Annotated in this window: 9 protein-coding genes; 4 read left to right on the top strand and 5 right to left on the bottom strand. The window is 36.5% G+C overall.

The genetic code is table 11. From position 1 onward, the window contains the following. Window positions 1-101: 101 nt before the first annotated feature. From NU09_RS11330 to NU09_RS11315, 4 genes are all read left to right on the top strand, one after another. Window positions 102-2,729 (top strand): putative LPS assembly protein LptD, encoded by a 2,628-nt coding sequence (locus tag NU09_RS11330; protein WP_242501866.1) that lies wholly within the window; start codon window positions 102-104, stop codon window positions 2,727-2,729. Then, the gene (locus tag NU09_RS11325; protein ID WP_129751404.1) at window positions 2,687-3,622 is read left to right on the top strand and encodes a hypothetical protein; all 936 of its coding nucleotides are present in this window, start codon (window positions 2,687-2,689) and stop codon (window positions 3,620-3,622) included. Before NU09_RS11330 ends, NU09_RS11325 begins: the two co-directional genes overlap by 43 nt. A 307-nt stretch (window positions 3,623-3,929) precedes the next feature. Further along, window positions 3,930-4,532, top strand: coding sequence for a hypothetical protein (locus tag NU09_RS11320; protein WP_129751403.1), 603 nt, complete (start codon window positions 3,930-3,932; stop codon window positions 4,530-4,532). 10 nt (window positions 4,533-4,542) lie between these two features. Beyond that, window positions 4,543-4,923: a RidA family protein gene (locus NU09_RS11315; RefSeq protein WP_129751402.1), complete on the top strand. Its 381-nt coding sequence runs from the start codon at window positions 4,543-4,545 to the stop codon at window positions 4,921-4,923. Here the strand turns inward: NU09_RS11315 and NU09_RS11310 are convergent. The 5 genes from NU09_RS11310 to NU09_RS11290 form a co-directional block, all read right to left on the bottom strand. Next, window positions 4,904-5,278 (bottom strand): methylglyoxal synthase, encoded by a 375-nt coding sequence (locus NU09_RS11310; RefSeq protein ID WP_129751401.1) that lies wholly within the window; start codon window positions 5,276-5,278, stop codon window positions 4,904-4,906. The genes NU09_RS11315 and NU09_RS11310 overlap by 20 nt on opposite strands. Window positions 5,279-5,288: 10 nt before the next feature. Then, on the bottom strand, window positions 5,289-6,140 hold the full coding sequence (locus NU09_RS11305; protein ID WP_129751400.1) for an N-acetylglucosamine kinase: 852 nt from the start codon (window positions 6,138-6,140) through the stop codon (window positions 5,289-5,291). A 148-nt stretch (window positions 6,141-6,288) separates the two neighbouring features. Next, entirely contained in the window at window positions 6,289-7,290 is a 1,002-nt protein-coding gene (gap, locus tag NU09_RS11300; RefSeq protein ID WP_129751399.1) for a type I glyceraldehyde-3-phosphate dehydrogenase, read from the bottom strand. Window positions 7,291-7,337: 47 nt separating this feature from the next. Further along, the gene (gene pfkA, locus NU09_RS11295) at window positions 7,338-8,324 is read right to left on the bottom strand and encodes a 6-phosphofructokinase (protein WP_129751398.1); all 987 of its coding nucleotides are present in this window, start codon (window positions 8,322-8,324) and stop codon (window positions 7,338-7,340) included. Between the two features lie 184 nt (window positions 8,325-8,508). Beyond that, complete coding sequence (locus NU09_RS11290) at window positions 8,509-12,924, bottom strand: translocation/assembly module TamB domain-containing protein (protein WP_242501865.1); 4,416 nt, start codon at window positions 12,922-12,924, stop codon at window positions 8,509-8,511. Between the last annotated feature and the right edge of the window lie 183 nt (window positions 12,925-13,107).

The following is a 13,107-nucleotide window of genomic DNA, read 5'->3' as shown; positions in this document are numbered from 1 at the left end:
AAATAAGCCATATTTTTACAAAAATAGCATTAAAACCGTTGCGCACAAACTTATTTCATATCGTTTTATCAGCAATTTTCCTAACAATGGGAATTTGTAAAATGTCAGCTCAGGAAACTCCAAAAAACGGAGAATTCAGAAAGGCTGAAAATAAGGAAATTAGCGAACCGGAAATTCCGGATACTACAAAAATTGTTATTCCTGAACAACCAAAAGCCGTACAAAACGATACCAATAAAAAAAGAAACGGTATTGATGCTCCGGTAAAAAGAACCGCCAAAGGCTATGAAAGCTATGACGTAAGAACCAATAAGGCCACTCTTTATGATGAAGCAGAGGTTTATTATAAAGATATCGAGCTAAAAGCAGGAATTATTGTATTTGACGAAACCAAAAACGAAGTTTTTGCCGGAAGAATTAAAGACTCTTTAGGCAATTATACCCAATATCCATACTTTAAACAGGGAACCCAGGTAGTAGAGGCCGACTCTATTCACTTTAATTCCAAAACCCAAAAAGCAAGGGTATGGAACTCCAGAACTAACCAAGGGGAATTTTGGGTTTATGGAGAGATTACCAAAAAGGAAAACGACTCGGTAATCTTCATAAAAAAAGCAAGATTTACAACTTCTAAAAATACTGAAGATCCTGAATATGAATTTAGGGCAGATAAAATAAAATTTGTTCCCGGCAAAAAAGTAGTAGTTGGCCCCACCCTAATGTGGATAGAGGATGTACCTACACCTATTGGTATACCTTTTGCTTTTTTCCCTATGACCGAAGAGGCAACATCAGGTTTTATAATGCCTACTTTTGGTGATAACCAAAATCAGGGATATTTCCTTCAAAACGGAGGTTACTACTTTGCCCTTAGTGATTATTATGATTTAGCTGTTACCGGAGACTATTATACTAACGGTAGTTATGGTTTAAGAGCAGAGTCCCAATATGCCAAACGATACAAATACAGAGGTAACGTAAACTTACGTTTTGAAAACATTATTCAAAGTGAGCGTGGTTTTCCCGATTATTCCAGATCAAGACAATATAACATTCAGTGGTCGCACAGCCAGGATGCAAAGGCAAGTCCTAACTCAAGATTTTCTGCAAGTGTTAACTTAGGTAGTAGCCAGTACTTCAGGCAGTCGTTAAATACGGTAAACGTAGGATCGAGCCTTAATAATACCTTAAGCTCATCTATAAGTTACTCCAAAACATTTCAAACCGTACCGCAGGTAAACTTCTCGCTTACGGCAAGGCACTCGCAAAATACCAATACCGAGAGTATTACCATGAGCCTCCCTACCCTACAGGCAAGTGTAGACAGGATTTTCCCTTTCGCTAAAGACGACGAACCTAAAAAAGGTTTTATAAAAAACATAAACCTTCAATATAACGTAAGAGGAGAAAACAGTTTCCAGACAACTGATTCGCTTTTCTTTAAGCCGGAAATGTTTAGGGATGCAAAAACAGGCTTACAGCACTCTATACCGCTTAGTACAAACTTTAAGGTGTTTAAGTACTTTAGTGTCTCTGCCAGTACAAACTATCAGGAAACATGGGTGTTTAATACTATCGAAAAGAAATACAACCCCACCACAGGAAAAGTTGATATAAATGATATAAGAGGTTTTGATGCATTTAGAACCTACAACTTTTCATCTAGTATAGGTACTACTATTTACGGTACATTTAATTTTGGTGAGGATAAAAAATTCCAGGCGCTTCGACATGTAATGCGTCCTTCTGTATCATATAGCTACACTCCTGCTTTCGACCAGTATTATGATGTATACCAACTTGATGCCAGCGGAGAGAATTATGCAGATTTTACACGTTTTGAAGGCGGTTTATTTGGTGCCCCAAGTCAAAACTTTGCTAACAGCGTAGGTCTTGGCCTAAACAACACTTTTGAAGCTAAGGTGCGTAATGATGATGAATCATCAGACGAACCTAAAAAAGTAATGCTTCTTAATAACCTAAACTTTACCACCAGCTACAATATTGCTGCCGATTCACTGGCATGGGCTCCGTTAAGGGTAACCGGGGGTACTACCCTTTTCAAACAGAAGCTTAACCTTAACTTTGGTGCTACCTTAGACCCTTATGCTATTGACAATGGTGGAAGAAGGATTGATGTTTATAACATAGATAACGGCGGTAGTCTTTTCAGGCTTACAAGTGCTAACGTAACCATGGGTTACTCTATAAGCAGTACAGACGGGCAGGCCGGAGCCGGAAAAAACAAAGATGATCAAACGGCTCGAAACGGTGGCCGTGATGACGATTTATTTGGTACCGGTGTAGACATGAGCGACCAACGCCAGAGTATGTTTAATGACGATGATGAGGAAAAGAGCGATAAAAGCGGGGGTACTTTCTATAACTCAACCTTCCCTTGGAATTTCAGGCTGGCATGGTCTGTAACCTATAACAACAGTAACAGGCAAAGTGAAATTACCAATAACTCCCTGATGGTATCGGGTAACGTTGATATTACCCCTCGCTGGAAAGTTGGTATCTCTACCGGTTACGACTTTGTAAACAAAGGGGTTACCTTTACACAGTTACGTTTTGAACGCGACCTTTTAAGCTGGCGTATGGACTTTAACTGGGTACCTAACGGCTACAATAAATATTGGGGCTTCTTTATCGGTATCAAATCTTCTATCCTAAGTGATATCAAATGGGACAAGCGTCAGGTTCCGGACAGGAGAATAGGAAACTAATCACAATGGAAAAGGTTGTTTCCAAAAAAAGCTTTTTAAAATATTACGGGCACTTAAGCTACCTGCTCATTTTTTCGTTATTGATATTCACTTTCATTATGATTATCTATCTCGAAGATAAAAGCAAACAGCTTAATATTCATATAATGCCTATTTTAGGTTTCTTATTTCTTTTTTTCTCTCTTTGGCTTGCGTTTAAATATGCGCAAACTGCCTATACAATAAAGATTACAAGGCAAACCATAAGTTTTAACTCAAAAACATACTTTATCACAGATATAGAAAAGCTGAAACTTTCAGGTAAACATGGTGGTACCGAAGGCGCAGCTATTTATTTTAAAGACAATACAGTAAAGTATATCTACGATGATATGTATAGTAATACTGCTGAGCTTAAAAAATTCCTGCTTTCTGTAACTAATCCTAATAACATAGAACCAGTAAAAGAGAAAATCATAAATACTAACTATAACATAGGTAGTGTTAGCTTTAAAAACTTTTTTATTTTTAGCGTTAGAGGTGGTTTTCTCTGCCTTTTATTAGTAATGCTTTTAATCGGTTTAATACAGGCTAACCCTCTTTTTAATATTGTATCTTATATACTATTTTCTGTGCTCGTAGTGGCATTACATATACCCTTATTTTATTATTTTGAGATTAGTAATAATAGACTGATTGTAAAAAATCATATTTTATTTACTCGTAAAAGAACCTACAATTTAGATGAGATAAGTAAAATTTCATTTGAACATACTTATGGTTTTCCGGAAGCTTTACAAATTGTTACTAAAGATTACAACAGCAAAAAATACTTTGCCGCAGGTTTATATGACAGCACGTGGGCTTCGCTTAAAGAGACTGTAGAAGACCTAAACATCAATGTAGAAGATTAGAATGGATAAAATACGTTCTAATAGACATCCTTTAAAATTTTATTTTGCTTTATTTATAGTAATGGCTGTGATATTGCTGTTTGCTTCATTTCTATTAGACACATATTTAAAAAGAAAAGAGGCAAACAATATTACTTTCCTTTTTTTAGCAATACTTGTTGTTTCTTTAGCTTTGTTTTTAGTGTATAAAATATTTAAAACCTGCCCTACTATAAAAATTACCGAATCTGATATCTATATAAATAAAGCTTCTTATAAACTGTCTTATATAAAAAGTATAAAGTTTGCCGATAAGCACTTTCATCCTTTGTTTAGAGATTATTTAGAAGGAGCTAAAATTGTTTTTAAGAACAACAGAGCTGTCTGCATTTATGATGATTTTTATTCTAACGCAGCAGATTTAAAAGTTTTTTTAGATTACAAATTAAACAACAAAATCATATATACGGTTGAGGAAAAAAGCGGAGAAATAAACAATCAGGACTTGGCTTTTGATTCTTACAAAGGAAATCCTTTCTTTAGCCTGAGGAATATCTCCTCCCTAATGATAATTGCAGTAATGTTTAAAGTTATAATCGTTAAATCTTTAAGCTGGAGCGATTTGATATTATTTATATTTTTATCCTGTCACACAGTAATACTTATATATTTCAATTATTATTTTGAAATGAATGATGATTATATAGTTATCAAAAACCATATTCTGTTTTGGAAAAAAACTGCTTACAGTACAAAAGATATCAGGGAAATTGTATTAAGACACGGAGGATCTCAAAGAGGAAAACCCAACTCCTTAAAAATTATTTTAACCGATTATAAAGTCAAAAGTTATTATGCCACTTCCATAAATGAGAAGACATGGCTTAAATTTGCCAAAGACATTAAAAAACTGAAAATTAAAATACGTTAATTCTTATATCATGAAAAAAATAATCTTTACAGAAAAAGCACCTGCCCCTATTGGGCCATACAGCCAGGCAGTACTTAGTGGCAACACACTTTATACTTCGGGACAAATAGCTATCAATCCTGCAACAGGAGAGCTTGTATTAGACGATATTGAAACAGAAACGAAGCAGGTAATGGAAAACATGAAAGCGGTTCTTGAAGCGGCTGAAATGACTTTTGGCGATGTTATCAAGTCTACTATCTTTATCAGCGATATGAATGATTTTGCCAAAATAAACGGAGTATATGCTGCCTATTTTGACGAAAAAACCGCTCCTGCAAGAGAAACGGTTCAGGTGGCATGTCTGCCAAAAAACGTTAATGTGGAAATCTCTATGGTTGCTGTGAAATAGCCTGCAAAAGCAGCTCTGCCGTGGCAGGGTTTGTAGCAAGCGGCACATTGTGCACATCACACACACGTATAAGCATATTTATATCTGCCTCGTGAGCATGGCTCGCCAGCGGATCTTTAAAAAAGAAAACCATTTGTGTTTTCCCTTCGGCTACCCTGGCGGCAATCTGAGCGTCGCCGCCTAATGGGCCCGAAAGCATTTTGTTTACTTTAAATCCGGCTTTTTCTGCCTTACTGCCCGTAGTACCAGTTGCAATAAGCTTTATGTGCTCTTTAGCTAAAAGCTCTTTATTCTTATTTAAAAACTGTACCATTTCGGCTTTCATACCATCGTGGGCAATAATAGCAATTTCCATATAAAGTATATTAGTTTAACTTGTGGTATTCTATTAAGCCATCTATAGGCCTTCTTAATACATTACCCAGTTTTAATCCGTTTTTAGATAAAACCTCTGCAAGTTCTGATTTCAGGTAAAAAGCAATAGAACCTACAAAATGCACAGGCACTTCGTGTGCATTCTCATATTGTTTAATATAGCAATCTACAAAAGTTTGCATTGCATCAACAATAATTTCTTTTATGAAACTATCATCTTTATGTTGAATTAAAAACTTAGCAAACGTAGCCAGATATGCATTTGGGTTTGGCTCTTTGTAAAGGTTATGTTTAATTACATCAGGATCTAAATTGTATTCACTTTCAAATTGTTTAGCCAGATCCTGAGGCATTTTATTGAAATAATAAGCACGTACCAGTTCGCGACCAAAACGGTTACCACTGCAATCGTCCATAGCAATATAGCCCAGAGACTGTACTTTTTGCTGAAGCTCTTCACCGTCAAAATAACTGCAGTTTGAGCCTGTACCCAATATACAGATAATAGATTTATCTTTTGTAGGGTTTGTAGCATAAGCAGCTGCATAAGTGTCTTCCTGTACAGAAACTACTTCGGCATTAGGGAAAAACTCTACAAATATATCTTTCATGAATTTCTTCATCCTGTCTGTACCACAACCTGCACCATAAAAATAAAGATGGGAAACATCCTTACGGTTATTGTAAATATCAAAGCGGTCGTTAAGCCTTTCAATAGCTTCCTCCTTATTAATAACTTCGGGGCTTAGCCCTAAAGTTTGTGTGGTAAAAAGCCGGTTGCCATTATCATCAAGAGCAATCCAGTCGGCTTTTGTAGCACCGCTGTCTACTAATAATTTCATTTTAAATTAAGTACGTTTTTGAGTTAAGTTTGAGTTTAGTTATATGTACTTAGAAGTACTTTGTGTTATAAAAGAGTTAAGTCTTGAGGTTACAAAAATAAAAAATCCCGTCTTTTTATCTAGAAAAGACGGGATAAGTTATTGAAAATTACAACGAAGCTACGTGAACCGCAAGGTCAATTAGCTTGCTTGAGTAACCATATTCGTTATCATACCATGATACAAGTTTAAAGAAAGTAGAGTTAAGACCAATACCGGCTTTAGCATCTACAATACTTGTTCTTGAATCACCTATGAAATCCTGAGATACAACGTCGTCTTCAGTAAAACCTAAAATACCTTTCATATTAGTTTCTGAAGCATTTTTAAGAACGCTCATTATCTCTTCGTAAGTTGTTTCTTTTTTAAGTTTTACCGTTAGGTCTACTACCGATACATCTGCTACCGGTACACGCATAGACATACCTGTAAGTTTACCGTTAAGTTCAGGAATTACTTTACCTACTGCTTTTGCAGCACCTGTACTTGCAGGAATAATGTTTAGTAAAGCAGCTCTACCACCACGGAAATCTTTTCTTGAAGGTCCGTCTACTGTAAGCTGAGTAGCTGTAGTAGCGTGAATAGTTGTCATTAAACCTTCTTCTATACCAAAGTTATCGTTAATTACCTTAGCAAGCGGAGCAAGACAGTTTGTTGTACAAGATGCGTTTGATACAATTTTATCTGCTGCAGTAAGCTTATCGTGGTTAACTCCCATTACAAACATTGGGGCATCGGCAGACGGTGCAGAAATAATTACTTTTTTAGCACCACCATCTATGTGTAACTGCGCTTTTTCAAGCGTTGTAAAAATACCTGTACATTCTGCAACTACATCAACTCCTGCCTCATTCCATTTAAGGGCTGTAGGGTCTTTTTCTGCAGTTACTCTTATTTGTTTATCGTTTACATAAAGTTGTCCGTCTTTAACTTCAACTGTTCCTTTAAAGTTTCCGTGAACTGAGTCATACTTTAAAAGGTAAGCTAAATGATCTACATCAAGAAGGTCATTAATAGCTACAACTTCAACATTATCGCGGTTAATAGTTTCACGAAAGACGATGCGGCCGATCCTTCCGAAACCATTAATACCTAATTTTACTGTTGCCATTTTACTTAATTTGTTTTTTTGTTGTTTATAGATACACTTATTATTAATTATATCGAAACAATGTCCGATACTCTTATTAATTCTTTATCAACCTGAGATTTGCCTTTAACTGCGTTTTCAAGCGGTGTAAGCTCAACCTCATCCTTAATAAGGCCTACCATATAATTAGATTTGCCTTCCAGCAGTGTTTCTACTGCTTTTACGCCCAATCTGCTGGCAAGTACCCTGTCAAAGCATGATGGTGAACCACCACGCTGCATGTGCCCAAGTATAGATACACGTACATCATACTCCGGCATGTTTTCCTCAACATAGTCTTTTAGCTCAAATGCATTTTTACCAATCTTATCACCTTCGGCAATAACAACTATACTTGAAGATTTTCCTGAAGCCTTACTTTTTCTTAGAGAGTCTAGAAGCCTGTCAAGACCCATATCCTCTTCCGGAATAAGGATTTCCTCTGCACCGGCGCCAATACCTGCATTAAGGGCAATGTGCCCTGCATCACGTCCCATAACCTCAATAAAGAAAAGTCTGTTGTGTGAACTCGCCGTATCCCTGATTTTATCAATCGCTTCCACAACGGTGTTAAGTGCAGTATCATAGCCTAAAGTATGGCTTGTACCATAAATATCGTTATCAATGGTACCCGGTATGCCTATTACAGGAAATTTGTACTCATCGTTAAATATAAGTCCACCGGTAAAACTACCATTACCACCTATTATAACAAGAGCATCGATATTGTTTTTTACAAGATTTTCGTGCGCTTTTTTACGCCCTTCCGGAGTCATGAACTCTTTAGATCTTGCCGATTTAAGAATAGTCCCTCCTTTATTAATAATGTTATTTACACTCCTGGCTCCCATCTCTTTAAAGTCTCCTTCAATCATCCCCTGATAGCCTCGGTAAATACCGGTACATTCTATATTGTGATATGCGCACGTCCTAACAACGGCTCTGATGGCGGCATTCATTCCGGGTGAATCTCCTCCCGATGTCAGCACGCCTATTTTTTTAATATTAGTAGACATTTTTTAGTATTTAATTGTAAAACTAATAATTTTATATCATTATTTTACTATAATATGCATTATATTATTAATTACGCAACATTTCAAACGTTTTCGTTAATAAGTTTTTCTCAGTTTTTGATTTACGAAAAATAAAAAAGCGGATAATTTTTAAAAATCACCCGCTTTTTATGAATAATGAAATTTATGGTGTAGAATCTTGCATATCATATGGGTCAGGAACCTTATCAGGCTCCTCATCCTCATCATTCGTTTTTTTCTTATTCTTATCTTCCATAAACTTTATATATTCTTCAGAGAAGTCTGAATCGGGTATATCATTCGTACTGTTCTTGTTTTTGTCTTTTTCTGCTTTAGCAGAAAACACCTTATTATAAAGTTCTCTCAAGGTATTGAATCCTACCGAGTAGGTTAAACCCACACCTTGTGTGTAACCTATACCCTCACCCAGGAAATTAATGTCGTTTTCCCTGTTAAACACCCGTGCCTTAAGGCTACCATCGTCATTTAAACGAAGCTGCATTTCCACATTACCTGCAATAACCGATTCGTTAACCCCTCCTACAGGTACCCCTAACTGTCCGTTTACGGTAATCCTGTCGTTTATTTCGGTATTAAGTGTTAAACCGATACTGGAGTTAGTTTCTGCATAAGGATCCCTGACACCATTTACATAGTTTAAACCTATATTAAGCTTACCATCATCGTCAGAAAGCCAACTATTTACAACACTACTTGCCCTTTCAAAAAAGGCTCCGTAAGTGTTTACACTGGTAGGGCTTATAAAGCTACCTGTTGCCAATAATCCCAATGCCTGATTCTTCCTGTTGTTAGGATCGCTAAGCCTGTAATCCAAATCAGCTTTCATTACCGAACTTACGGTTGGGAAGTTAATATTAAACTCCGGCTCAAAGCTCATTATATTACCGGTAAGCAATGTTACCACCTCAACCTGAATGTTCCTGTTAAACGCAGGATTTTCTAACAGTACCGAAGGGTTTGCATAGGTTTTATAAATAGCTTCTATATTAATACGTGCCCTTGTAGGGTCACCGTCCCAAACAATTGTTCCTCCCGGTTTAGCAGTAAACTTCTTGTCTAAGAGACCTCCGTATTTAAAGTTATAAACCCCTTTTGTTAATGAGAAATCCCCGTTCATATTAAACTTACCAAGGGTATTTATATTAAGTAATAATGTACCATACCCCTGTGCCGATAAACTATGACCGGTATCTTTATCTATAATAATATCAATCGTAGCATCTGGAGTAACATCAAAATCAAACTCCATTTCAATACCATTAAATGTTTTAGGCAAAATTCCTGTTGCCGCAAGATTTGCCTTCTCTTCCGGACTTATATAATGTATATAAGAATTGTTGCCCTCGGCAGTTGCCGCATTGCTTATAGGAATTTTAATTACAGTACCTTTTTTAGAGGTTGCATTAGCAGTAATCAGTAAGGCAGATGTAGGACCACTTATTGACGCCCTGCCGCCAATAAATGCCGTACCATAAAACAGTGATTCATCAGTTTCCTCTGTATCGAGAACCAACATGTTCTGGGATTCTATTGCTAAAGAGAGCCTCCAGTCTTTAAAATAATGATGATCTATATGACCACTTAGCATACCGTTTGTTTTGTACTTAGTATCAGTAAGTACCATATCCCTGAAGATTAGTTTCTCTTCGGTTATATCAATAGTAGCATCCTGTTCAAAATTATAGTCGGTATTAAGATATCCTATTTTTACTCCTCCATCCCTAACATACAACCTACCATCAATCTTAGGTGCTCTGGCAGGCCCTATAACAGTTGCCCTACCCGATGCCAGTCCGCGTATTTCAGGAAAAATCGATTTTAAGAATGTTTCTAAAGGACTGAGCTCAAAGCCTGAGAATACAGCATCAAGATCCATATAGGTTTGCCTGTCTACTACCTGCAACGTACCAATGGTAAAGAAAGTCTCTTTATAATCTTTAACAATAGAGGTGTTTACTTTAAAGCTTCTCAAATCTTCATCACCTGTAACCTCAAGGCTAAGATCTCCCAGCCTGTGATTATTTAAAGAAAGGCTGTCTACAAGTATATCGGCAGAAGGTTCATATACCTGTCTTTGTTGCTTAAGGCTTACTTTTCCGTTAAGCCTTCCGCCAAAATCAAGACTATCAAGACTAGGTGTAACCTTATGAAGGTCTACATCCTTAAAGCTTAGATTTATATCTTTATAAGTAGAGTCCTTTAAAACACCGTTTAGCTCAACGCGTTGATCTTTATGAGATAGTGCTATCTTATCTATAGTAAAATCAGTAAGCTTTTTATTGAATACGATCTTATTGTCACGTGTGTCATCTTCGTTAAGGAACCACAGGTATTCCTTAAAATTAACCTCCGATTTCTTTAATCCCACTACCGAACGGTTTTGCTCATCTATAGTGTGATATAAGTTAAGGTTAAAGAAGTCCTGCTCCTTATTCCCGCCCTTAAACTCTGTTCTTACATACAGTGTATCGTTTTGGGTTACGTTGATAAGATTAAAGTCAGACACCTTATACTTCTTAACCCTCATACTGTCTACTTTAATATAGGCATTATAAAGTGGGTTTTTATTATCTACCTCAAGGTTGATGTTATTAAACTCATTTTTATAAGCAATAATATTAGGTGAATCAAAATCCAGCTTAAAAATTCCTTCATCACCATTTATCCTGCCTCGTATGTGGGTATCCTTGTTTATAGTAACATCGGGAAGGAATATCCCTATAACCTTATTATAAATATTAAAGTTAAAGGTTATAAACTGTCCCGGTTTAATCTTGTTAGGCGAATAGTTCGCATATAAACTACCAAGAGCATTCTCTACCAGATCAGGAATTTCTTTAGTGTAGAACTTACCTCTTATCCTTCCTTCTATAATATCGGGCGAATTAATACTTACAGTCCTTACACCCTGTTCGTCAAATAAAGATTCTACCCTAAAGTCTTCAAAATAATAGTCACCCCTGCTGTTTTGATATGACAACTGAGTAACATCAAGATTACCGGCAAGGTCGTCTAAATCATTTCCGGTAGCCTTAAAGGTAAAGTCTCCTTTAAATATGGAAAGAGTATCATTTTTTATTATGTTAAGTACAGCAAGGTCGGCATAATCAACAACAGCATGAAAATCATACTCTTTCTCCTTCTTACTCATGTCTACCAAACCGTTAAAAGACATAAGAAGATTAGGATCGTTACTGTTTACAATACCTTTAAAGTAAGGCCACTTCATACGGCCGTCTATATCTATCTTTTTGTAATTGTAACCGTTAAATACCATTTGGGCAATATCCCCCTTTACAATGGTATTAAGCGATTGTTTATTAAAGCCCCTACCCTCTACTTCAAGGTGAGCGGTTGTGCTTTGCAGTCCGTTTTGGTTAAACAGTTTACCAAGATTCAGTTTATCAAGATCTATAACACCGGTATACGAAGCAATATCAGGTTTATTAAAGTCTTTAATGGCAAGATTGGTTTGTGCCGCACCAAGTTCCGAAATCATACTAATGTTAGTTGTAAGGTCGGTTCTGGTAAGTACAACATTACCGTTAAGGTTTACCATCCCAAGATTTTCCAGTACCGGAGGTAAACTCTTACCCAGTATTCTTGGCATTATATCCCTAAGGTGAAGGTAGTTTGAAGTAATCCTGTCAAAATCACCATTCATGTAAAAGCCGGGCCCTGTTTTATCAAAAAGGTTCCTGAAGTTTACATTACCTATAATTTCCGATTGCTGGGCATCAAGCAATTTAAGGTCGTATAATACAAAGTTATTAAGCGGCCCTTTTAAGGTTGTAGACAGATAGAACTTTTGGTTCTCACCAAACTCATCATAAAAATAATTAAGCTCGTTTGAAGATACATAAGCCCTTTCTACCTTAAAATCAAATGCTACCTGATTTAGGAAATCCCTCATCTTCTCCCTGGTGTAGGTAAGCACTACGCTTCCCTTTAAGGCCGACTCTGCCGTTACCAGTTCCATGTTTTCCAACTTAATGTCGGTTTTAGAATAAGAGAATCCGCCTTTCAGGTTTTTAACTGTAAGCCCCCTGTGATCTAAAAATGAAAGTTTCTTTATATCTGCGCTAATGTCGCTTCCCTTAATAAAGAAGTCATTAAGGCTTCCGTTTAGCTTTTTAAAGTCAAGTGCCTTAGGTGTAGTGGTATTTTCGTTTGTAAGCCTGAACCTGCCGTCTACAACAGTAATATTGCTTGCCAGCATCCTGAACTTACCTGATCCCGGCTTACCGTTATCAAAAGCTTTTACAAAAACATCAAGACTGGAACTGTCTTCCCCCTTGTAGGTTTTCATGTGTACGTTAAGGTTATCGGCCTTTATTTTACCAAACTCCAGTCGGCTGTCGGCAATATTTCTAAAGCTAAGCAAATTGGTTTGCAACCTTGTGGCATAAGCCAGGGTATCATTATGATGATCTAAAATAAGTACCCCTTTAAGCTTTACACTACCAAAAACAGTAACCGCAACCTTATCGATACTTATATGTGTACCAAACTGTTCATTAAGCTTATCTGTTGCTATTTTACCTATTTTGGTTTGCACAAAAGGAAGTGATAGTGCAATGGCTAGCAGCAGCAAAAACAGGATAATTCCTATCAGAGTACGAATAAGTATTTTTTTAAATTTTTTGATACTGCTATTTGTTTTAATTTTGCGTTTGGAAGGGGATCAGCAATTATCTCACAAAAGTAGGAAAATTTGTGTAGTGTTAAAATTGCTTTAACC

The sequence above is a fragment of the Flavobacterium beibuense genome (genome assembly GCF_004151245.1).
Lineage (GTDB): Bacteria > Bacteroidota > Bacteroidia > Flavobacteriales > Flavobacteriaceae > Flavobacterium > Flavobacterium beibuense_A.
Note: the sequence above shows the minus strand (reverse complement) of the source record. Positions and strands in the feature narration are given on the sequence as shown.